General features: G+C 47.4%; 15 protein-coding genes. 5 read left to right on the forward strand and 10 right to left on the reverse strand.

All coding sequences use genetic code 11. The features are described 5' to 3' along the window. Window positions 1–7 precede the first annotated feature (7 nt). From L5M51_RS18180 to L5M51_RS18205, 6 genes are all read right to left on the reverse strand, one after another. Entirely contained in the window at window positions 8–4,534 is a 4,527-nt protein-coding gene (locus L5M51_RS18180) for an EAL domain-containing protein (RefSeq protein ID WP_263173986.1), read from the reverse strand. A gap of 370 nt (window positions 4,535–4,904) precedes the next feature. Next, on the reverse strand, window positions 4,905–6,113 hold the full coding sequence (gene prpF, locus L5M51_RS18185; protein WP_263173988.1) for a 2-methylaconitate cis-trans isomerase PrpF: 1,209 nt from the start codon (window positions 6,111–6,113) through the stop codon (window positions 4,905–4,907). Window positions 6,114–6,252: 139 nt separating this feature from the next. Next, window positions 6,253–8,856: a Fe/S-dependent 2-methylisocitrate dehydratase AcnD gene (gene acnD, locus L5M51_RS18190; protein WP_263173990.1), complete on the reverse strand. Its 2,604-nt coding sequence runs from the start codon at window positions 8,854–8,856 to the stop codon at window positions 6,253–6,255. Window positions 8,857–8,936: 80 nt separating this feature from the next. Continuing rightward, window positions 8,937–10,064: a 2-methylcitrate synthase gene (gene prpC, locus L5M51_RS18195; RefSeq protein ID WP_263173991.1), complete on the reverse strand. Its 1,128-nt coding sequence runs from the start codon at window positions 10,062–10,064 to the stop codon at window positions 8,937–8,939. 276 nt (window positions 10,065–10,340) lie between these two features. Next, window positions 10,341–11,219 carry a methylisocitrate lyase gene (prpB, locus tag L5M51_RS18200; RefSeq protein WP_263173992.1) on the reverse strand — a complete coding sequence of 293 codons (879 nt, stop codon included), beginning with the start codon at window positions 11,217–11,219 and terminating at the stop codon, window positions 10,341–10,343. 52 nt (window positions 11,220–11,271) lie between these two features. Then, window positions 11,272–12,039, reverse strand: coding sequence for a GntR family transcriptional regulator (locus L5M51_RS18205; protein ID WP_173248015.1), 768 nt, complete (start codon window positions 12,037–12,039; stop codon window positions 11,272–11,274). Between the two features lie 330 nt (window positions 12,040–12,369). Between L5M51_RS18205 and L5M51_RS18210 the strand changes: the two genes are divergently transcribed. Further along, on the forward strand, window positions 12,370–12,834 hold the full coding sequence (locus L5M51_RS18210; RefSeq protein ID WP_263174022.1) for a DUF523 domain-containing protein: 465 nt from the start codon (window positions 12,370–12,372) through the stop codon (window positions 12,832–12,834). Between the two features lie 7 nt (window positions 12,835–12,841). Here the strand turns inward: L5M51_RS18210 and L5M51_RS18215 are convergent, their stop codons facing one another. The 3 genes from L5M51_RS18215 to L5M51_RS18225 form a co-directional block, all read right to left on the reverse strand. Then, window positions 12,842–13,786 carry an acyltransferase gene (locus L5M51_RS18215; protein WP_263173994.1) on the reverse strand — a complete coding sequence of 315 codons (945 nt, stop codon included), beginning with the start codon at window positions 13,784–13,786 and terminating at the stop codon, window positions 12,842–12,844. A gap of 13 nt (window positions 13,787–13,799) precedes the next feature. Then, the gene (locus tag L5M51_RS18220; RefSeq protein WP_105250476.1) at window positions 13,800–14,696 is read right to left on the reverse strand and encodes an acyltransferase; all 897 of its coding nucleotides are present in this window, start codon (window positions 14,694–14,696) and stop codon (window positions 13,800–13,802) included. A 112-nt stretch (window positions 14,697–14,808) separates the two neighbouring features. Then, a complete protein-coding gene (locus L5M51_RS18225) occupies window positions 14,809–16,335 on the reverse strand; it encodes a YifB family Mg chelatase-like AAA ATPase (protein WP_263173995.1) in 1,527 nt (508 codons plus the stop codon). A 215-nt stretch (window positions 16,336–16,550) separates the two neighbouring features. Here L5M51_RS18225 and L5M51_RS18230 point away from each other — a divergent pair, with 215 nt between their 5' ends. The 4 genes from L5M51_RS18230 to L5M51_RS18245 all read left to right on the forward strand — a co-directional run bounded on the left by L5M51_RS18230 (window position 16,551) and on the right by L5M51_RS18245 (window position 23,308). Further along, window positions 16,551–17,699, forward strand: a complete 1,149-nt coding sequence (locus tag L5M51_RS18230; RefSeq protein ID WP_263173996.1) for a YwqG family protein — start codon at window positions 16,551–16,553, stop codon at window positions 17,697–17,699. Between the two features lie 678 nt (window positions 17,700–18,377). Further along, window positions 18,378–19,406, forward strand: a complete 1,029-nt coding sequence (locus L5M51_RS18235) for an ABC transporter substrate-binding protein (RefSeq protein ID WP_263173997.1) — start codon at window positions 18,378–18,380, stop codon at window positions 19,404–19,406. Window positions 19,407–19,451: 45 nt separating this feature from the next. Beyond that, entirely contained in the window at window positions 19,452–21,236 is a 1,785-nt protein-coding gene (locus L5M51_RS18240) for a GGDEF domain-containing protein (protein WP_263174023.1), read from the forward strand. A gap of 755 nt (window positions 21,237–21,991) precedes the next feature. Then, the gene (locus L5M51_RS18245; protein ID WP_105250472.1) at window positions 21,992–23,308 is read left to right on the forward strand and encodes a hemolysin family protein; all 1,317 of its coding nucleotides are present in this window, start codon (window positions 21,992–21,994) and stop codon (window positions 23,306–23,308) included. A gap of 193 nt (window positions 23,309–23,501) precedes the next feature. Here the strand turns inward: L5M51_RS18245 and ilvY are convergent, their stop codons facing one another. Next, window positions 23,502–24,374 carry an HTH-type transcriptional activator IlvY gene (gene ilvY, locus L5M51_RS18250; RefSeq protein WP_105250471.1) on the reverse strand — a complete coding sequence of 291 codons (873 nt, stop codon included), beginning with the start codon at window positions 24,372–24,374 and terminating at the stop codon, window positions 23,502–23,504. Window positions 24,375–24,538: the final 164 nt, after the last annotated feature.

The raw sequence follows: 24,538 nt of genomic DNA on the forward strand, positions 1-24,538 counted from the left end.
CCTTAAATCAAAGTGGCTGTGGTTTAGATTGATTTTTGAGTAAGGTTAAACAATCTTCGGCATTTAAGGGTTTACTCAGTAAAAAACCTTGTACTTGATCGCAACCCTGCATCGCCAAGAAGTTGAGCTGTTCTTGGGTCTCTACGCCTTCGGCGACGACATTCAGTTCTAAGCTGTGAGCGAGGGCGATAATGGCGCTGGTGATGGCGGCATCGTCGGGATCGTTGGTGATGTCTCTGACAAATTCTCGATCGATTTTGAGTGTGTCTATCGGGAAGCGTTTGAGATAGCTTAGGCTCGAATAACCCGTACCAAAATCATCCACGGCTATGGTCAATCCTAGGGCTTTGAGTTTAGATAGGATGCTGACCGACTCCTGCGGATTGCCCATGATCATTGATTCAGTAAGCTCAAGCTCAAGGGATTGAGCCGGGAGACCTGATACGGCTAAAGCAACTTCGATGGTGGAGATAATGTCCGCCTTCAGTTGGCGAGCCGATAGGTTGACGGCAATAGTGATCCCGTTAAATCCTAAGCTATTCCATTCGGCTAATTGCTGGCAAGCATGATTGATCACCCAATGGCCAATTTGGGTGATGATGCCGGTTTCTTCCGCCAGTGGAATAAATTCCACAGGTGAAATAGGACCAAGTTCAGTGTGATACCAACGCAAAAGTGCTTCCAGTCCTGTGAGTGAACCATCTCGTAAACAGAATTTAGGTTGATAAACCAAGCTTAGTTCTTTGCGTTGGATAGCTTCCTTTAAACCACTTTCGAGTTGTACATGACGGGTGGCGATTTCATTCAACTTAGAGGTATAAAACTGAAAGTTATTTCGACCTGATGATTTTGCGTGGTACATGGCGGTATCGGCAAATTTAATCAGTGAGTCGGCGTTGTCCGCATCGTTAGGGTATAAGCTGATACCAATTGAGGTCGAGATGGTCAGCGTTTTATCGTCCAATAGGAAGGGCGTTTGGAATGCTCTGAGTACTTTTTCTGAGATCAGGGTTGCGGCTTTTGTTTTCGCAACACCTTCTAAAATAATAGTAAATTCATCGCCACCTAAGCGTGCGACAGTATCGCCATCACGCACTGCATTTTGCAGTCGTCTTGCCACGGCTTTCAGTAACAAATCCCCGACATGATGACCCATAGAGTCGTTGATATGTTTAAAGCGGTCGAGGTCTAAGAACAGTAAGGCAACGATATTATTCGCTCTGTGCGCTTGAGTAATCGCGTGATTGAGCCTGTCTTGAAATAAGGTTCGGTTCGGTAAGCCAGTTAATGTGTCGAAGCTGGCGAGGAAACGCAGATCTTCTTCGGCTTTTTTCCGCTCTGTGATGTCAGTAAATACTGCAACGAAGTGACTGGTTTCGCCTTTAATATCGATCACTTGGTTGATTTCAAGCCAGACTAAAATGGCCTGACGTTGTTTATTGCGGATCCACAGTTCTCCGACCCAATGTTTGTGACGCAGTAGCTGTTGTTCAATTGTATTGAACAACTCCCGCTGTTGGCGACTAAAGGCTAAGTGAATGAAATGCCTGTCGGTTATTTGGCGTTCTGTGTACCCTGTAATGGCACAAAATGCTGGGTTGACCGAACGAATTCGATAGTTTAATCCTCCCACTACAACGGCTTCGTTCATACTGTTGAGCACTTGTGATGACAGTACCAACTCGTTTTCAATCAGTTTGCGCGAGGTAATGTTACGGTTGGTCCCTGTCATGCGGATCGGATTATCTAGGCTATCTTTTTCCACCACTTTACCGCGGTCTAAAATCCATACCCAATTACCGGGGGAACGTTCGACTCGGTACTCTGCTTCGAAGAAAGGCGAACGACCTTGAAGGTGTTCGTTAAGCTCAAATTTGAATCTTTCTCTATCCTCTGAGTGCATGCTCTCATGGGCTATATTGCTGCTATTCCAATGGGGGACTGAAGAATCCATATTGGTACGATAGACTCGATTTTCTGGTATGTTCCAGTCCCACATGCCATCGCCAGAGGCCCAAAGTGCAAGTTTGAGTCGCTCCTCTGAGGCGCGGATACTGGTTTCAAATTCGCGCTGTTGCTGACGTTTCCTTTTACGCCAGATAATGATCCAAGCCAACAGCCATAGAGAGAGCAAGCTATAGAGGGCGTAGGCGAACTGAGTTCGATAGAAGGGCGCTTGTACATGAAGATCGACAGACAGGGCGTAGTCACCTTGAGTGTTGTATTGTAGCCCATGGCGAACATGCAGTTGGTAGTGACCAGGATTAATATTGGTGAAGGTGATTTCATTACCTGTGGGGAGCTCATGCCACTCGTTATCAAATCCCTCAAGAAAATAGCTGAAGCGGTTTTTACCCGTATAGCTGAAATCCAATGAGGTCACCTCAAAACTGATCAGCTGATCGCTATAGTCCATTACTATGCTAGGTGGATGGCTCAAATCGAGAATAGTGTGCCCTTTACCCGCAATACTATAGCCAGTGAGTGCGACTTTAACATCGGGTCGTTGATCTGGAATTGACTTTGGATTGAAACGATTTATGCCATTAATGCCACCAAACCAGAGATCGCCATCGCTGTCTTCAAGTTTTACGCCACCGTTAAACTCCAGTGCTTGTAGCCCTTCTTGTTCGTTAAATATGATGACACGATTGGTTTTAGGATTGAGCTTTCCTATCCCCGCATTACTACTAAACCAAATGTTGTGTTCTTGATCCTCGAGTAAGGCATAGATGGTATCACTTGGTAATCCCTGATTGCGGGTATAGTGGCTAAAACCGGTATCAGTCTCTTGGGACGGTAACTTGCTGATCCCACCATGGGTGGCAAACCATACCTCGCCCGATTTTGTGACTAAAATATCGCGGACGCGGTTGTTGATCAGACTGTTTTTGTCTGAGGATTGATGGAAGTAGGATTTACCTGTGCCTGTTTTCATATCCAGTTTAAGCAGGCCATCGAGTGTACCTATCCATAGCGTATCTTTGTGTGTTCTGAGGATTAAAAACTGGTTTTGTGCCGGATAGAAATTATCAATATGTGCCAATGAGATAAAAGTAAATTCATCGGTATCTATCGCCTTACGGTAGAGGGCATTGGTTGTTGCCACCCAGAGGCGACCTTGCTCATCAATATCTAAACTACGGATATAATTGGTTTCTGAGCCTTGATCAGTGCGTTCTGTCACCTTGAGTAACTGGAAGTGGCCATCTAGCGCCAGTCGACCTAGCCCATAGTTAGTGGCAAACCAAAGCACGCCATTTTTGTCTTGGTCTATATCTCGCAGGATAAGATTCAAGTTGCGTTGATGCATCCCTAAGGCGTTAGCAAAGAGCTCCGTGTAGTGTTCATATTTTCCATTGGCTAACATGCGTTTAAGCCCAGCACCTTCGGTGCCTATCCATAGCGCATTATCTTGGCTGCGGAACAAGGTGCGAATGTTGTTACTTTGTTGCGACAGGTTAGGTGTGGATTCGTAAATATGCTGAAAATACTGACGACGGGTATTAATTTTATCTAGACCAGAATAACTGGCACCTAACCATAAATTGCCAAAGGGATCTTGCAGTAAGCTCAGTATGTTATTTTCACTAATACTGTTGGTACGCTTAGGATCATACCTGTGGTAGGCCGCAGTAAATGCCTTATCGTTTCTCTCGAGTTGAATAAGACCGGCTTCTGGCCCAACAACCCAAAAGTCACCCTGCTCAGTTTGGATAAAATCTTTAATGTAAGGCACATTATCGTCTGTCTGCCAGAGGATTTCGCCCTGTTGTGAGGCCAAGTTGTAATGCCATAATTGCTCTCCCAGAGCTAAAGTGATCGCATTAGCGGAATGTGCCCTAATTTGATGTGCAGTGAGATTCTGCGGGACATTTAAGCGAGTGATAGTATTGGCACTGACAGCAAAGGTGCCGCTATCTTGTGTTCCTGCCAGCAGATAAGTGTCTTCAACATTGGCTAAGCTGGTGATGTGGGGTTGAACACTATTACCTAAGTTCACTTGGGTAATGCGTTTGGTTTTGGTCGATAGGGAAAATAGTCCTGCTTTAGTACCAATCCAGAGTGTATTGCCTACAACGCTGAGTTTGGTTGTGCGTGGATCGGTAAGCCCTTGTTCTTGGCCAAAGTGTTCAAAGGTCCCTGTGCTCAAATCGAGTCGATTTACCCCTTGGCTGAAAGTCGAAACCCAGATATTACCTTCTGAGTCTTGAATAATGTCAGAGACATAGCTCTCAGAAATACTCCTCGGATCATTGGGTGAATGGGGGAAAATATTGAAGCTGTGACCGTTATAAGCATGCAAACCATCTTGAGTGCCAATCCATAACATACCTGCATTGTCCATAAACAGGCTAGTAATCGTATTTTGGGTAAGGCCGTCTTCACTGCGAATATGTTCAAATTTGAGCTGTGTGGAAGCCGCGCTCAATGGTTGAGCTAATCCATTGCACGAGATCCCCCACAAACTTAGGATAAAAAGCGTACTTAGCATTAGCTTGTGGATTAGTTGACTCAAATTTTCCCCTACCAAAAACGGACCCATCCTGATTAGGTTTCTATTTAGTTTAGTTCTTAGCCTAGACCTTACATGCCATTTTGCTGTAAAAATGCGACTTAAATTGCTGACTTGGTTTAAAAATAACCAAAATCGATGGGCGCGATTCTGTAATAGATCATGCAATATATTAACTGTACCGTTTTACTGCCAATATTCTTTTTATGACGAGTTTGTATTCTGGCGTTTTTGCTAAAGGATCTTAGCATTGTTTCAGGTATGTCAACATATCATGCTAAGACAAATACGGGCGAAGCAGATTAAAATGATGGGCGAGAATAGAAAAAAGACCTTGCCGGAAGGGGGAGAAGCAAGGTCTTTGGTTGAACAGTTTACTTAGATAAAATTACGCAGCGGGCACCCGCACAAAACCTTCCATCAGTACGCGGGCGCTGCGGCTCATAATGGCTTTGACGACTGTCCATTCACCATTCACTAAGTTTGCCTCGGCGCCAACGCGCAAGGTGCCAGAGGGATGACCGAAACGTACAGCATCTATCGTTTTTTGAGTGTCTCCACCGCTTGCGGCTAAGTTGACTAAAGTGCCGGGAATTGCCGCCGCCGTACCAATCGCAACGGCAGCCGTGCCCATCATCGCGTGGTGCAGTTTGCCCATAGACAAGGCGCGTACCAGTAGGTCAATTTCATCAGCATTGACGGTTTTACCGCTCGATGACACATAGGCTTTAGGCTTAGCGACAAAGGCGATCTTAGGCGTATGTTGGCGTGCAACAGCTTCATCAATATGTGAAATCAAGCCCATACGCACGGCGCCATAGGCGCGAATGGTTTCAAATTTGGCCAGGGCGGCATTGTCACTATTAATATCATCTTGTAGCTCTGTGCCCGTGTAGCCTAAGTCTTCTGCGTTGATAAAAATGGTGGGAATGCCCGCGTTGATCATGGTGGCGTTAAAGCTGCCAATGTCCGGTACTTCTAGCACATCGACAACATTACCCGTAGGGAACATGCTGCCACCGCCGCCATCTTCGTCCGCAGCTGGGTTCATAAATTCGATTTGCACTTCGGCGGCAGGAAAGGTTACACCATCGAGCTCAAAATCACCGGTTTCTTGCACTTCACCATGGGTGATTGGCACATGGGCGATAATCGTTTTGCCTATGTTGGCTTGCCATATTCGGACTGTGCAGATGCCATTGTGTGGAATGCGGGCCGTATCAATTAGGCCATTACTGATGGCAAAGGCACCGACGGCGGCAGTTAAGTTGCCACAGTTACCGCTCCAATCGACAAAGGGTTTATCGATGGCCACTTGGCCGAAGAGGTAATCGACATCGTGATCGGTTTGGGTGCTAGGGGAGAGAATCACGGTTTTGCTGGTGCTCGAGGTTGCTCCGCCCATGCCATCGATTTGTTTACCGTAAGCGTCTGGGCTGCCTATCACTCGCAGTAACAAGGCATCACGGGCGGCACCTGCAACTTGTGCGGCCTTAGGTAAATCCTGCAGACGGAAAAACACGCCCTTGCTGGTGCCGCCGCGCATATAAGTCGCGGCGACTTTGATTTGTGGCGCGTGGATTGTTGAAGCATTCATTTATTAACTCCAAAAGGACTCCCAATGGAGTCCAAATGAGCGCCAGTAACTTAATGGTGAAGTCGCTGGCGCTCGGTTTCGCTAGCTGATATTTAAGCGTCGTATCTAACCAGACTCGAGCGTCGATTCAAATGTCGACTCAAGCCTGATTTGATTCAAGAAAGTCCTGTGCGAAGCGTTGCAATACGCCGCCCGCCTCGTAGATAGACACTTCTTCGGCGGTATCGAGACGACACGTCACCGGTACTTCGATGCGCTCACCGTTTTTACGGGTGATAACGACAGTTAAGTCCGCTCTTGGCGCTGGCGTGCCTAGGACATCGAACACTTCTGTGCCGTCTATACCGTAGGTGGCGCGGTTGTCACCAGCTTTAAATTCCAGCGGCAACACGCCCATACCGACTAAGTTAGTGCGATGAATGCGCTCGAAACCTTCGGCAACAATGGCCTCAACGCCCGCTAAACGCACGCCTTTGGCAGCCCAGTCGCGGGACGAACCTTGGCCGTAATCTGCGCCCGCTATGATGATCAGCGGCTGCTTACGTTCCATATAGGTTTCAATCGCTTCCCACATACGGGTCACTTGACCTTCTGGCTCGATACGCGTCAGTGAACCTTGTTGCACTTTACCGTCAACGATTGCCATCTCGTTTTTAAGTTTAGGGTTGGCAAAGGTCGCACGTTGGGCGGTTAAGTGATCGCCCCTGTGGGTGGCGTAGGAGTTAAAGTCTTCCTCCGGCAAGCCCATTTTGTGCAGATATTCGCCCGCGGCGCTGTCCATCATAATGGCGTTAGAGGGCGATAAATGGTCGGTGGTGATGTTGTCACCCAGTACCGCCAGTGGTCGCATACCCTTGAGTGCGCGTTCACCCGCCAATGCGCCTTCCCAGTAAGGTGGGCGACGAATATAAGTAGATTGCGGACGCCAATCGTACAGCGGGCTGATTTTTTCGCCGTAATCGACGGCTAAATCGAACATGGGCTCGTACACTTTGCGGAACTGCTCAGGTTTAACACTGGTCGCAATGACGGCATCGATTTCTTCATCCGATGGCCAAATGTCGATAAGTTTGACAGGGTTGCCGTCTTTATCTAATCCCAACACATCCTTTTCGATATCGAAACGTATGGTGCCTGCAATCGCGTAGGCGACGACCAATGGCGGCGATGCTAAGAAAGCTTGTTTTGCATAGGGATGAATACGGCCATCAAAGTTTCGGTTACCCGATAACACTGCGGTAGCGTACAAGTCGCGGTCGATCACTTCTTTTTGAATCACAGGATCTAGCGCGCCGCTCATACCGTTACACGTCGTGCAGGCAAAACCAACAATCCCAAAGCCGAGTTGTTCAAGTTCAGGTAATAGCTTGGCTTCTTCCAAATACAACTGCACCGCTTTTGAGCCGGGTGCCAGTGAGGTTTTGACCCAAGGTTTGCGGCTTAAGCCTTTAGCGTTGGCGTTGCGGGCAATGAGACCTGCAGCAATCACGTTGCGTGGGTTACTAGTATTAGTACAGCTGGTAATCGCCGCAATAATCACAGCACCATCGGGCATTAAGCCTGGCTCGTTTTCGACTACGCCGCTAATTCCGCGCTCAGCCAATTCTGATGTTGGCACCCGTGCATGTGGGTTTGATGGCCCTGCAATGGTGCGCACCACCGAAGATAAATCAAAATGCAGTACGCGTGGATAGTGTACTTCGGTCAAGCTGTCGGCCCACAAACCTGCGGTTTTGGCATAGGTTTCAACCAGTTTAACTTGCTCGGCTTCGCGGCCAGTTAAGGTCAAATAATCTAAGGTTTGCTGGTCGATGTAGAACATGGCCGCAGTAGCGCCAAACTCAGGCGTCATGTTCGAAATCGTGGCGCGATCGCCTAATGTCAGCGCCGCTGCGCCCTTACCGAAGAACTCTAAATAAGAGGAGACGACTTTTTGTGCGCGTAGAAACTCGGTCAAGGCTAATACGATATCGGTAGCCGTAATGCCTGGCTGTGGTCTGCCCGTGAGCTCGACACCGATAATGTCCGGTAGACGCATATAGGATGCGCGCCCTAGCATGACGCTTTCGGCTTCTAAGCCGCCGACACCTATGGCGATAACGCCGAGCGCATCAACGTGCGGCGTGTGGCTATCGGTACCGACTAAGGTATCGGGGAAGGCCACTCCATTGCGTGAATGCACCACAGGCGACATACGTTCTAAGTTAATTTGGTGCATGATGCCGTTACCCTGAGGGATGACATCAATGTTTTTAAAGGCTTTTTGCGTCCAATCAATAAAGTGGAATCTGTCTTCGTTGCGTCTGTCTTCGATGGCGCGGTTTTTGGCAAAGGCGTCTTTATCAAAACCACCAAATTCGACAGCGAGTGAGTGATCCACAATTAATTGTGTTGGTACAACAGGGTTCACTTTGGCCGGATCGCCACCCTTAGCGGCAATAGCGTCACGCAGACCTGCAAGGTCAACTAAAGCGGTTTGCCCCAAAATATCATGGCACACCACGCGGGCAGGAAACCAAGGGAAATCCAGTTCTTGCTTAGATTCGATAATCTGTTTTAGCGAGTCGGTCAAAACGGCCGGATCGCAGCGACGGACTAAGTTTTCAGCTAAAACGCGCGAGGTGTAAGGCAGCTTGGCATACGAGCCAGCTTGAATGGCTTCTACGGCTTCGCGGGTATCGAAGTAATCGAGTTGAGTGCCGGGTAAGGGCTTGCGATATTGGGTATTCATAGCAGTGCTCATAACATCATCCATTTCGGAAAATGAAGTTGGCGCGAGACTTACATTGAGTGAAATCTCGCGCCAAGTGTGGTCAATTTTGCTTAACGGTTGGCAATTGGTACCACTTTGCGCGGCGCCACGCCCACATAATCGGCACTCGGACGGATGATGCGGTTGTTAGAGCGTTGCTCCATCACGTGCGCCGCCCAGCCAGTGACGCGTGAACACACGAAGATTGGCGTAAACAACTTAGTCGGAATATCCATGTAGTGGTACGCGCTGGCGTGGAAGAAGTCAGCATTACAGAAGAGTTTTTTCTGTTCCCACATCAGGGCTTCGCAGGCAACTGATACTCGGTATAGGCGGTCGTCACCGTTGGCCGCCGCCAGTTTTTCTGACCATTCTTTGATGATGGCGTTACGTGGATCGCTGTCGCGGTAAATTGCGTGGCCGAAGCCCATGATCTTATCTTTACGCTCGAGTTTGCCCATTAAGATGTCGCGCGCATCGGCTTCATCTTTCATATCTTTAATGAGTTCCATCGCCGCTTCGTTCGCGCCGCCATGCAGCGGGCCGCGCAGTGAACCAATGGCGCCAGTGACGCATGAATGCATATCTGACAGCGTGGAAGCACATACGCGAGCGGTAAAGGTTGATGCGTTAAATTCATGTTCTGCATAAAGAATTAACGATACGTCCATCACTTTAGCATGCAGTGCCGACGGCGCTTTGCCATGTAATAAGTGGAGGAAGTGTGCGCCAATTTGATCGTCATCGGTTTCAGTATCAATACGCACGCCATCGTGGCTAAAGCGATACCAGTAACAGATGATCGATGGGAACGCGGCGAGTAAACGGTCGGTAATTTCACTCTGTTCGGCAAAGCTGTGCTCGGCTTCTAAGTTGCCTAGCATAGAGCAGCCAGTACGCATTACATCCATAGGATGAGTGTCGGCTGGAATGCGCTCCAATACTTCTTTTAAGGCTTGCGGCAGACCGCGAAGGCCTTTGAGTTTGGTTTTGTAGGCATCAAGTTGGGCTTGAGTGGGCAGCTCGCCGTAAAGAATAAGGTAGGCGACTTCTTCGAAGGTGGCATTTTCACCGAGATCTTTCACATCATAACCGCGGTACGTTAGGCCCGAGCCTGACACGCCCACTGTGCTTAATGCGGTTTCGCCTGCGCTCTGGCCACGTAATCCTGCACCGCTTAGTTTTTTAGCTTCTGACATAATCCTTCCCTTCCGTTAACTCTGTTTGGTTATTGCTGGCGGATGAATGCACTTATTTTTGAGTGTTCATTCGCCGACATTTATTGGTTAAGGCTGCACTTTTTATGTAACGTGTTTAACGTTAAATCTGCATTAACGCCAAACCCTGTAGGGTTGCAGCTTTTCGGTGACGCCTTGCTGCTTGGGGGCAAAGCGTCTGGGTTTCAGTAACAACATGAGCTTGCGCTTCTACTGACAATCCATGGTCTTGTGTATTTTTCTTTCTCGCTTGTTTAGCTATTTATCTTGGCTGAACAGTTGATCTAACTTGTCTTCAAAGGCGTGGTAGCCCAAGTATTTATACAAGTCTTTACGGGTCTGCATAGTGTCTAGCACGTTGCGTTGATGACCATCATTCATCAGCGCTTGCATGACGTTCAGTGCGGCTTGGTTGGCTGCACGGAAAGTACCGAGTGGGTAGAGCACCATGTCGGCGCCCGCCTCGGCGAGTTCTTCTTTATTGAACAATTGGGTTTGACCAAATTCAGTCATGTTCGCCAAAATTGGTGCTTTAACTTGAGCCTTGAAGTGGCGATATTGGTCTAGCTCAGTTAAGGCTTCGGCGAAGATCATGTCGGCGCCGGCGGCAATATACGCTTGCGCACGTTCAATACCCGCTTCTAAACCTTCCACGGCGACCGCATCGGTACGCACCATGATCACAAAGTTAGGATCGGTACGGGCATCGACGGCCGCTTTAATGCGATCGACCATTTCTTCAATACTCACGACTGCTTTGTTGGGTCTGTGACCGCAACGTTTTTGCGACACTTGGTCTTCCATGTGCACTGCGGCGACACCGATTTTTTCGAATTCTTTGATGGTACGAGCAATGTTGAATGCGCCGCCCCAGCCAGTATCGATATCGACCAATAAAGGCACCTGCGTGGCAGAGGTGATGCGGCCTGCATCAATCAGCACGTCATTCATTGAGGTCATGCCCAAGTCAGGCAAACCGTAGGAAGCATTGGCAACGCCAGCGCCCGAAAGATACAAGGCTTGGAAGCCAGTTTGCTCTGCCATTAAGGCAAAATAGGCATTGGTGGTGCCAACGATTTGTAACGGTTTGGCCTTAGCAAGAGCTTGGCGAAAACGTAATCCTGCGCTTTGGGTCATGGTTTTATCCTTTTCCATTTTATGGGAAGTGGGCATATTGAGCCGTAAGAACTTAGCTAATGTTGGCTAAGGTTTCTTTTGCGGCTGCATTGGCTTGCAATTCAATTAAGCGTAATTCGGTATTTTTACGCCCCTGTTCGATATGGCGGCGCATCAGCAAACTGGCCAACTCACCATCGCGCTGGGCAATGGCTTCGACTATGCGTCTGTGTTCGGCAATCGCTTTCACTGGGCGATTTTTATTGGTGCACTGGTAGCGGTACATACGTAGCAGGTGATACAGGCCGCCGACTAAGGTTTCCTGCAGATGCTTGTTACCGCTGGCTTGAATAATTTGGTAGTGGAAGTCGACATCGCCTTCCTCTTGGAAGTAAGTATCGCCCTTGGCGAGCGCCGCTTCTTGCGTTGCGAGCAGATCTTCTAATTTGGCTAATTGTTCTGGGGTAATACGGCTGGCGGCGAGTTCGCAGGCCATGCCTTCAAGCACGCTACGTAGTTGATATAAATCGTTAAGTTCACTCACTGTTAGCTGGGCGACGCGGGCACCAACATGGGGCGCACGCACCACTAAACGTTGTCTTTCTAAGGTTTGCAGTGCTTCGCGGGTCGGGCCGCGGCTGATGCCGTATTTTTCGGCCAGTGCTTGCTCGTTAATCTTGCTGCCTGCAGGCAGTTCGCCCTTGATGATGCTGGTTTGGATCTGCACCAAAATTTGATCGGCTAATGTGGTCGACGTCTTATCTGCCGAGGTCGATTTTACCTTGTGCAGGTGGGGAACTTGAGTGTCATCAGAAATGAACGTCGTGTCTTGCTTCAACATAGAGCGCATCACTATTAATAGGATTGTCGACAATGGGTAAAAAATAGCCCTCCCTTGGTGGATTGTCAACAATGTGTTTACTTAGACGTAAGTCTATATTTCAATGAATTTCTATTTTTGCAATTGATTTTTATCATTTTATTTTAATTATATCGTTATTAATATTTTATGTTATGAATGTTTAAATATTAAATTGTCAACAATGGCATGGTTTTAACCTTCCAACCTCGTTGCGGATGTTGATGGTTTTGGGGGCAATCGTCCAAATGCATTTGGCATGTTTATCCTTCGCGTTATGCTATTGGCGGAATGAGACATTTGGGGATGACAGTGGAAAAAGTGTTAGTGAGCAGTTGTTTACTCGGACAAGCGGTGCGCTACGACGGTGGCCATAACTTGATGGAGAGCGAGCTGGTGCAAACGTGGCTCGAACAAGGGCGGATTGTGGCGATTTGTCCCGAATGTGCAGGCGGTTTGCCAACACCTAGACCGCCAGCGGAACGGATTGGACAGCGCATCTTAACTGCCCAAGGTGAGGATGTGACCCACGCTTTTAGTCTGGGAGCCGATCTCGCGCTTAAGCTGGCGCAGCAACACGGGATTAAAGTGGCGATTTTAAAAGCCCGCAGTCCATCCTGTGGTAATAGGCAGATTTACGATGGTCAATTTGTAAAACAGTTAATTGCGGGACGAGGATTAACAGCTGAAAAACTCAGTGCCGCAGGAATAACCGTATTCAATGAATTGGAGTTATCCGCTGCAGCGGCATGCGTTGCTAAACTAGAGCAAAGCTAGAGACGAGCTAGCTTGCTTGAGTGTGATTTGGGCTGGTGGCCTTATTATTCACACTTTGGTGCGTTTGGAGTAAAGCATTAATTTGTTGATCTTTTTCCGCCCACACTTGGTTTAACCAGCGTTGGAATTCGACGCGGTACTCAGACTCAGAGAAATAACGTGCCGCATCGACCTGAGGCACGGGCAGGGCGTTAATTCGCACAATAATCTTACTGACCTTACCATTCATCACCCCAAACAGAATATCTTCAGGCGCATCTGGGTAGACGATTGTCATATCCAGCAGGTTAGTAAATTGTTCGCCCATGGCTGATAAGGTAAAGGCGATACCACCCGCTTTAGGACGTAACAAATGTTGATAAGGCGAGTTTTGGCGCTGATGTTTATCTTGGGTAAAACGGCTGCCTTCAACATAGTTAATGATTGACGTGGGCATATTGCTAAACTTGGCACAGGCGCGGCGTGTGGTCGCTAAATCTTTGCCCTTAAGCTTTGGATTCTTTTTGAGTTTTGCGGGGCTGGTTCTATTCATAAATGGCATATCCAGCGCCCAACATCCTAGGCCCATGATGGGCACATAGATGAGTTCTTTTTTGAGGAAGAACTTCAGCATGGGAATGTGGTTACGTAACACGTAAGTTTGCGCGGCGATATCGAATCCACTGAGGTGGTTGCTGATCAGTAAATACCAGCTGTTTTTATCGAGTCCTTCGAGCCCTTTGACATCCCACTCAATTTTAGCGATCAAATACAAGATGCCACCGTTGCAGCAGGCCCAAGCCCACATAAAACGGTTCATGACCGCAGTCACCGCATTGCGCGCACCTTGCGCTGGCATCACAAGTTTCACTAATCCGCCAATGCTGATAAGCGAGCCCCAAATGGCGGTATTAATGATCAGCAAGCTTAAGCTCAGCATAAACAACACTGAACCAGGCAGGAAATTCAACATAGTGGCGTTACCTTTATTCTTTATTCGCTTGGCTAGCGAGTTGGCTTAACACTTGATCCTTAGTGAGCCAGAGTTGATTCAGTTGTTCTTGGAAGCCAATTTTAAAATCGCGGTCATTCATATAATCGCCGCGCATCGCAGGATCAATATCGGAGACCTTGATGTGTACTTTAACGCTTGGCAACTTGCCTGTCAGGTAGTCCCAATAGCTCGGCACTGCGTCTGGGTAGTAAATGGAGACATCGACTAGCTTGTGGATCTGTTCACCCATGGCTGATAGCGCGAAGGCCATACCGCCCGCTTTAGGTTTTAGCAAATGTTGGAACTGTGAGTTTTGTTTTTGATGCTTAGCCTTGCTGAAGCGCGTGCCTTCGACAAAGTTCATCACACTCACAGGCTTAGCCTTAAACTTAGCACAGGCTTTACGTGTAATTTCAATGTCTTTGCCCTTTAACTTAGGGTTCTTACGCAACTGTGCTGTGCTATAACGACGCATAAAAGGAAAATCGAGTGCCCACCAAGCTAGGCCTAATACAGGCACAAAAATCAGCTCTTGCTTGAGGAAAAACTTTAAGAAAGGGATTTTTCGGTTAAAAATCCGCTGCAGGATCAGGATATCGACCCAAGACTGGTGGTTGGCAATCACCATATACCACTCTTTAGTGGAAAAGTCGGTGTCACCACTCAGTTCTATTTTAACGGGATGCAAGCAACGCTCAATCACGCCATTGACGCTGATCCAAGCACTGGCACAAAAGTCGAGCACATGACTAGTCGCAGTCCTTAATGGACTGATAGGTATCAGTTTTATAAAACTGATTAACACGATTGGGATAGTCCAAAAGACGGTATTTATAACGTAACCTAAAAATGCAATACAGCCTTTTATCTGTGAAAACAGCATTCCCATCCGAGCCCCCTGACAAAAATTGGAGGCCTATGTTACTCGGTGTAGGCGTTTGGCTCAATCTTAGGCACTGCTGGTCGGTGCATTTGTTCATCTTCACTGTAAAGCTGCTGACTCAATATTGCTGGGATAGTCGTGCCAGCAACCTATCCATAGCACGATAACCCAGTGCTTGGGCAAGATGGCGGCGTTCGGTGTTAGGTGCTTGTTCAAGATCGGCGATAGTGCGGGCGACTCTTTGTATACGATGAAAACTGCGAACAGATAGGCCAAGCTTCACCACGCTTTGCTCCAAAAACACTAAATCAGCATCACTGAGTCCGCTGAAGCGTTTCAATTGTTTCCCTGTAAGTTCGCTATTGAGCACACCAGCACGGGCAAGTTGTAGTTCACGTGCTAGCTTCACTCGTTTGGCGATATCTTGGCTGGTTTCTGTCTGCGGCGCGGCTTGAGTCAAGGTGCCCGCGGGAAGTTTGGGCACATCTATGGTCAAGTCGAAACGATCGAGAAACGGACCTGAAAGCCGCGAAAGGTAACGTTGGATTTGTTCAGGGCTGGATCTATGATGGCTATCCAAGTCGCCACTAGGGCTAGGATTCATCGCTGCGATTAATTGGAATCGACTCAAAAATGTCAGCTTAGCGGCGGCGCGGGAAATCACCACTTCGCCGGTTTCCATCGGTTCACGCAGGCAATCTAAGACTTTACGAGGAAATTCAGCCACTTCATCCAAGAATAATACACCGCGATGGGCGAGGGAGATCTCCCCAGGTTTTGGGATACTGCCACCGCCAACGAGGGAAATCGAAGAACTCGTGTGGTGCGGCGCCCTAAATGGTCGCTGTAAAAAATGCTGCGGTTTAATGTCGAGTCCAGCAACGGAATGAATTGCCGCCACTTCTAACGCTTCCTCATAATTGAGCGCGGGCAATAGCGCCATCATGCGGCTGGCAAGCATGGTCTTGCCAGTACCCGGCGGGCCTAGCATCAAGAGGTTGTGGTTACCCGCAGCGGCAATTTCGAGTGCTTGCTTGGCCTGATATTGGCCAATCACATCGCTCAGGCAACTATGGGACTCGGGTGTCTCTTGGCTTACCCATTCTAACTGTGGCGCCAGTGTGGGCAGTTGGTTTTGCCCTTGTAAATACGCGGCTAGACTTTGCAGATGCGAACCAAATAACACATTGGGATAGCCGACTAGCTCTGCATCGTGGCGGTTATCTAGCGGTAAGACCAAGGTATGGTCTTGGCGCTTCGCCGCGATAATCGCGGGCAATAACCCTTGGCAGTAACGTATGTGCCCTGACAGTGCCAGCTCGCCGACAAACTCGATATTTTTTAAACTGTTAATGGGAATCTGTTCCGAAGCCGCCAATATGCCCACGGCGATGGGTAAGTCGTAGCGGCCACCTTGTTTAGGTAAATCAGCTGGCGCGAGATTGACTGTTATCCGCCGCATTGGAAACTCGAATCCCGCATTGATCAAGGCACTGCGTACTCGCTCACGGGCTTCTTTTACCGAAGCTTCGGGTAAGCCTACAAGATTAAATGCTGGTAAGCCGTTGCTGAGATGCACTTCAACTGTGACTTGAGGAGCTTCGACCCCACAACTGGCTCGGGTATTGACACAGGCAATCGCCATAAACAAATCCTTTTGTTGATCTTTTTCGCTGAATTTGAGTGTAGCAGTAATTAATGGGAGGGGTTTCCTATCGCCTAGGCCGTTGCCCTTCTCATTAGCAAGCCGTTGACTCCGGCTTTGCTAATCGTGTGATAGGTTTGGCAATTTACCTTATTTGAAGATGGCAAATAGTTGATAGAAATGATAAAAGCAAACATTGGAGTCGTGAGGTAAATATGGATATGTTGTTAGCAGAAAATTCCCCCATTCGTCAGCAGTTGCTAGAGCAAAAGTTGGCGCAGTTTAAAGACCCGCATCTTGCCCATACGCTTTCGGCATTTATTCGCAATAGTGTCGATCTCTATCCCTGTGCAATCGAAGACTATGGCCAGTTAGGTAATAGCCGACTGGGTGGATTGCCGGATTTGCCTGTTGGCATGGATTATCCGGTGACTTTGGTCGGAAGGGAGGAGATGCTTGATGGCTATGTTGAGAGTTTTGGTCATAGTCGCGAGTTTATCAAGGAGCATTGGCGGGAAGACTGGCAGAAGGATTGGGAGACTGATGAGGAGCATCATTGGGATTGGGACGAGGCTGCGCAAGCCTTCCGTGTGCCCATGCAATTTATCGCACAAATCAATTGTAGCGAACTGAAGGCTTTTCAATCTTATTTGCCTCGAGAGGGGCGATTGTTGTTCTTTTTGGAGCGCTGGCGATTCTCGGAAATGCTTCGCGGCCATGTCTATTATGTCGCAGAGGGTCAGCAATTGAACTCTGGGAAAGCGATTGCCGAGCTTAAGTTCGACGATGCGGTATGTGCAAACTATGAGTATGAGGCGGCTTATCAACTTAAGGGGATTGCCAGCATTAAGATGATAGCCACTGACATGATTAACAGTGACAACCCGCATTTATTGCGGTTAGCCAAGGCACGTTTACAAGCACTGCCTGAACCGCAGCAAGCTATGGTGCTGGAGGCCCTAGCGGTTGTGGATGATGAATTGGCACCAGAGTGGCAAGATCAGCTCAAGGGCTATGAGCTGATGCAAATGAATAAGCAGGGGTTAATCCCCGGTCAGATTCTCACTCAACCGCAATGGGCTGCATTGCCCGGGTGGCGGTCATCCAACTTGCAGGCATTGCTCGTCCCCGAGCAGCCGCTGCCGTATTACGATGGTATCGCCAGCATTAATGGCCATGGAGATAGCCGCTATAAAGCCCCCGAACTCCACGCCGCGGCTGAGTTAGGCGGCAATGCCGAAGATTATCTAGTACTGTTCAAAGTCGTCTACAGTGAGCATTCTATGCAGTTGAATTTTATTATCCACCAAGCGGATTTAGCGCTAGGCAAATTCGATCGCATTTACTGCATTTATGATTATTAGCGTATTGAAAGGTTGGCTACTGCCAACCTTTTTGTTTGGCGATGCGGGCTACACAGCACTTGGAGTACATCGAGACGATTGAAGGTGTATGTTGCGACCGATTAAAAGAAGAGTCACAAGCACAATTTAGTGCCTTTGAATGAATATGAGTTATAAAGGATTGATTCTAGGAGAAATGATTACGACTGAATAGATTGAGCACTTGATGATTATATTTAATTATTTCAATCAGTTAATAGAGATTAGTCAACCTATGCCATTATATGAGGGCATCGTTGCACAGTCTCAGTTGGTTGACCCTCCACTGAAAATCATGGTACCCCTCACGACCTTGATTCAACTTGACCGCCAGGCTGCATTAACGTCTGAGTTCTAACTTGTATTCCTTTTAAGTCCCCGTCATTTTCTCCGTGGTTAGGTCGCAAGACTGACCATAAGGCCGCCACTTACATTCTGCTACTGAGCCACTCGAACTCCTTATACAGACAGGGTGTCGGAATAAATAGTCAGCATATAAAGTATACTTTGTATCATTTTGTGGTTTAATCGAAACATCTGCTGCCGATTTTAGCAACATTTTGGGCGGCGATGCGGTAACAAGGTTGTGAATCGATAATAATAAAGTGACCTCTTGTGAAGGATGACATTTGAGGGAACATGGTCGAGGAGAACTCGCCTATGCGTTCGTGGATGTTAGCGTGTGTGTTTATCTGTACTGCGGGTTTTGGTGGGGCAGCATGGGCAAAACTCGATGTGGTTTTCTTTAATCCTGGGGCTGTCGATGACAGTTTTTGGGGAGATGTCGACCAATTGATGTTGGCGGCATCGACGACACTCGATATTAAACTCGATATCATTCATTCCGATCGCAATCACTTCAAGATGATCACTCTACTCGATGAGTTGTTAGCTTCTGCAAAGGCGTTACCTAATTACGTTATTCTGGTTAATGAAAAACAATCAGCGATAAAAATGCTGCAGGTGCTTTATCCTCACCCTGTCTATGTGCAATTGATTTTAAATGATATTTCCCCTGGCGAGCGTGATGCCTTGCTGCAAGATCCCCATTGGCAAGAATATCTGTTACCCGCCATTATTCCCGATAATTACGCTATTGGTTCGGCGACCGCTAAGGCCTTAATGGACGACTTAGAGGGAAAGGCGGCTAAAGTTCTGTTGATTTCGGGCGATAAATCGACGCCTGCTTCAGTGCTACGTACCCAAGGCGCCAGTGACTATTTCTTTATGCAGTCCAATGCCACTCTGACTCAAACGGTTTATGGCCAATGGAGTGAGGCCGTGGCTTATGGGCAAGCGTTAACCCTGCTGAATCGTTATCCTGATCTGAATGTGATTTGGACCGCCAGTGATCGTATGGCGATTGGGGTGCTTAAGGCATTGAAGGAAAAAGGTTTGGTGTCTGGTAAAGATGTATTTGTCGGTACGATCAATACTTCACCTGAGATTTTACAGCTTTGTCGCCAGCACTCTGTGAGTGTTATTGGTGGCGGGCATTTTTTGGTTGGCGCTTTAGGTTTAGTTGAATTGCAATATTATCAGCAGCATAAAAAATATCTCCCCTATGACAATGTTGCCTTGTTCGGTGTTTTGCAACCAGACTCGGCATTTTATCAAATGTTAGTTGCTCGAGATTGGCCACAGATTTTCCAGTCTCAGATTTTGAATAAGTTGCCTCTCAAGGCGTAATAACAGGTGTACATGAAGCATCGTAATCATTCTATTAGCCACAAGATGACGCTGATTATTATTGGGGTGAGCTCGTTTTTTGCTGTGTTAACTATGCTGGTACAGTTGATTTGGAACTATCAGGATAGTATCGATAATGCGACTTCGGATATCCGCGAGTATTCAGAATCTATTTTGCCAAGCGTGGCTAAGTCACTGTGGGACGTCGACCGTAGCTTGTTATCGGATTTGCTCTCTGGACTTGGGATGATGCCATTAGTGTCGAGTGTACATTTAGACAGTATCGATGGCGTCACTATGCATCTGGGTAAACCTTTGTTAACCGATGACGAGTCGCAAACTCTATTTCACTATCCTGTGACCTATCAAGAGCAGTCGATAGCGACTTTGACCGTAGGGTTAGATACCAATCGGCTTTACTACGAGCTGTGGCGGCAGTTGATTTTTATCGTGCTCGGTAATGGGTTAAAGACCCTATTGATGATTTATTTGATTTTGACCTTAGTGCGACTCATGGTGACAGATAGATTGTCGGCACTGGAAGATTTCACTAATAAAATCAATCTTAACTCGTTAAAAAAGTTATCTGTGCCCGAGACGGTAACCGCAAGACCCGATGAAATAGCCCATGTGGCATTGTCACTTAAGGGCATGTATCAAAGGATACGTAATGATTTAGCCATCAATAAACGTCAGCAACGTGCACTGCAACAACAACAGCATTTATTGTCTGACTTAGTCAAAGAACGAACTAAAGAATTAGATTGGCAGTCGCAGTCGAATCAATTGTTGGCTGAGATTTCGTTGCAATTTTTGAGCATAGATACCTGCAATGTGGATAAAACCTTAACTGAGGTATGCCACAAAATAGGTCAGTTATTTGATGTTGAAAGGGTGAGTCTTCTCGAATTTCATCAGCAGTATGCCTATTACCGCAGCTTTTGGACCAGTGACTTACACGCAAATAAGGTCCAAGTGATTTCGGTAGATAATATTGCTCAACTGGCTAAAAAATTCGAGACGGAATCGACCTTAGTGATTGAGGATCTTGAGGCGTTAAAGGCTTTTTCACCACAGGAATATGAGGTAATGAAATCCGTGGGGATATGTTCGATTGCCGCCTTTGCGATTAAAAATGCTGGGGAGTTATTGGGATTGCTCTCGCTGTCGACTGTGTCGCGGCCATTAAATTGGAACGCCCAGAAAAAGAATATGCTGACCCAATTCGCCTCCGCATTGAACGAGTTACTGCTACGCGAACAGAAAGAGCGTCAGATGATAGTGCTACAACAAGCGCTGGTTGCCGCGAATAGCCAATTAAAGGTGATGGCTGAAACCGATGAGTTAACTGGCTTAGCTAATAGACGACCCTTTACCGAAAGATTAGCTACTGTGCTACAAGCTAACACTCCAGCGGGATTGTTAATGTTAGATATCGATTATTTCAAATCCTACAACGACACTTATGGTCATCTTGAAGGCGATACTGTGCTCAAGCGGGTGGCTGATGCCTTAGCACAGTGCGATATCCTGCCGCACAATGCTCTATTGGCTCGCATTGGTGGTGAAGAGTTTGCTTTGGTCGTCGAGCAGGTCACGCCAGCACAGTTAACGGCTATTGCTACGCAACTGTGTTATCTCGTTGAGCAACTCAATATTCCCCATCAAGTATCTCCCTTGGCTGTGGTGACGATCAGTATTGGCAGCGTGTTTTTGCCATTAGATAAGATCTCGGGGTTTAAGATGGCCGACGTATTACGCCGCGCCGATGTTTGCCTCTATCGCGCTAAGGATAAAGGTCGCAATAGAGTCGAGGTTGAAGTGATTTAATGGGAGCCAGTTGAAGGTGATGTTACTCTTTCGCCAAGATATCCCAACGCGTTGCTGGATTGGCTACTGAGCTTCAAGAGTCTAGGCTCTATGCTGCAAAATTGGAGACATATTCGGTTTGCATCACTACGCCACAGACGGCCTCAATCATGTTAACTAATTGATAACATTTGTATGAAACATAGCGGTAGATAAGTCGCTAAGATAAAAATTACTCAAGGTGAGGTAATATTAGGCGGCAGATGAGATATAATCTGTCGCCTATTGTCGATTTAGCGATGCACTCTGAGTGACATCCATGCTGCCATTCTGGACGTATTTTACGTAACGCAACTAAGCAAAGCCACGACTGCATAGTCAATTCTATTGGCTTAAATGTACGTTCTAGCAGCTCAATATCAAAGCCACCGCGCTCGGATGTCTAATGCCATCGAGTCGAGTAAAATAATTAAATGCTGTATATTCAGTCGTTTCGACATAAAAAATTACTTAAATGATGCAAGTGCATTAGCGCTATGCGTGGGCTGCGAGAGCGGAGTCACGCATGACTCGTGAATTTGCAGATATACTGAGTGCACCCTAATGATTGTCATCTAAGCGCTCATTCATCTTAGGGATGAAAGTGGTCAATACAATTTTGTTGTGCAGCGACCAGACAAAGCAAACTTTGCTCAAATACAATGAATTCAACTGACACGCGAGCAATAAGGCGCGGGTTGGTCCTAGTTAGTCCAGTGTTAAATGAAAGGTGTTACATGAGTCTCTTTGATAACGTGATGATTATATTGTGTCTAATCGGCGCGAGTTGTTTTTTCTCTATGTCAGAAATTGCACTTGCCGCTTCACGTAAAATTCGTTTACGTCAGTTAGCCGATGAGGGCGATGCACGAGCAGAAAAAGTGCTGCAGTTACAAGCCGTTCCCGGTAGCTTTTTTACGGTAGTACAAATTGGTCTTAATGCCGTTGCCATCATGGGCGGTATTGTGGGTGAGTCGGCATTTCGGCCTTACTTCTATCAGTTGCTTTCCCCTTTAGTTGCCGAGCCTTGGCTGAGCCAATTGAGCTTTGTTTTATCCTTCATAACGGTAACCAGCGCCTTTATTTTAGTCGCCGATTTAATGCCAAAACGCATTGCCATGGCGATGCCTGAGCCTGTCGCTTTAGCTGTTGTCGGGCCTATGTCTTTCTGTATTGTGCTATTACGCCCATTAGTGTGGTTTTTCAATGGCATGGCGAGTGGTATCTTTAAACTGCTGCAGATCCCAACCGTGCGTAACGATGCCATCACCTCCGACGACATTTATGCCGTCATGAATGCCGGTGCCGAAGCTGGGGTGCTAGATCGCGGTGAGCAACAGATGATGGAAAATGTGTTTGAAATGCAAACCGTTTCTGTGACTTCGGCCATGACGGCCCGTGAAAGCTTAGTGTACTTTTTACTGCAAGACAGTGAAGAAGATATCAAGCGTAAAATTTCTGAAGATCCCCATACTAAGTTCCTCGTCTGCGATGGTCAGTTGGATATGATCAAAGGCTTCGTGGATGCGAAAGAATTGCTGATCCGTGTGATCAACGGTGAGAATATCATCTTAAAAGGCAGTAACTTAATCCATACTTCGCTGATCATTCCCGATACGCTGAGCCTGTCAGAAGCGATGGAATACTTTAAAAATAGTCGCGCCGATTTTGCCGTGGTCATGAACGAATACGCCTTAGTGGTGGGGATTGTGACTACTAACGATCTACAGCGCGCCGTAATGGGGGCTTGGTCATTGCACGAGAGCGAAGAGCAGATCATCGCCCGTGATAGCAACTCTTGGTTAGTCGACGGTGTGACGCCTATTACCGACGTAATGCGCGCCTTTGGTATTGAGGAGTTTCCGCATAATCAGAACTACGAAACCATTGCTGGTTTTATGATGTATATGCTGCGTAAAATCCCTAAGCGTACGGATTTCGTGAACTATGCGGGCTATAAATTTGAGGTGGTCGATATCGATTCGTACAAGGTCGATCAGCTATTGGTGACCCGTATCGATCCTATTGATAAGCTCAACTCGCCGGATGTGTAATCCTGTCATCTTGTGTTGATTGCCTTGCGATAGAAATCCTGTGGCAATAGTTCGTTAGCACCAATTTGATAGCAACTGTTCGATAGTGAACCGGTTCTCTTTAGCTAAGTTTTTAGCTTTTTGAGAGCCGTTTCGGTTTTCTATCTCGTTGAAACTCTTCACTCGCACTTTTATTTTGTATTACTTTCCCCGTTTAAATCACATCCAAAAACGCATTAACGATGGGATCATCAAGTCGTTTCACTTTGCAGCAGCAACCTAACTCGAACGGTGGAATCGCCACCGGCGACGAGAGCAACTGAATGCGATCACGCACTGGGCTATTATTGATCACCACTTCGGGGCTCATGCTCACGCCACAACCTAACGCTACCATAGAGGCGATCGCTTCCTGTCCCGAGACTTGGGCGTAAATATTAGGGCTAATGCCCATTTGTTTGAACCAGTTATCGGCGCGGCGCCGTCCTGGGCCGTGATCTGGGATGATAAAGGGTACGCTCGACCAATCGATGGGCGTTTGACTCACTTGTTGCTGTACTGCACAGCGGATCGTCGGTGCGATAATCGACAGTGGCACATCGTCGATTTTGGCAAAATGTAAGCTGCTGGGGAAAGGATCGGGCAGGGCGGCGATGGCGATATCGGCGCGATTCTGCTGCACTTCTGCTAGCGCGTTGGCTGCATCTCCTGTGGTTAAGGCGATTTCGACGAAGGGATGCTCTTGGCGGAATAGATCCAATAAACCCGGTAAATGACTGTAGGCAGCAGTGACCGAGCAATACAGATTTAACCGACCGCGCAGCACGTCCTGCTTGAGATCGATACTGTGCTTGAGTGTGCTCCAATGGTTCAAGGTCTGCTCGGCGAATCGCTTAAATTCGTGTCCCGCGTGGGTTAAGGTCACGCTGCGATTATCCCGCTCTAACAGCTTAGCGTTCACTTCTTCTTCTAATCTTTGCAGGGCTCGACTTAAGGTTGATGGGCTCACATGCATCTGCTCCGCGGTCTTGGCGAAGTGCAAACTGTCACATAAGTGCAGGTACAATTTGAGGGTACGAATATCCATAACTTATCCTGTTTAGCCTGAGCTTGAGTGCTGCATATTGCCGCCGATGTTGCTGCCAGTGTTACTGAGCGTTATTGCGGCTGACGTTGCGCATAATGCAATATGAAGTTCCGAATATATCATTTTAAGCAATGATAAGCATGGGTTATAGTGATTTCAATCAC

It is taken from the genome of Shewanella sp. SM73 (assembly GCF_025653795.1).
Classification (GTDB): domain Bacteria; phylum Pseudomonadota; class Gammaproteobacteria; order Enterobacterales; family Shewanellaceae; genus Shewanella; species Shewanella oncorhynchi.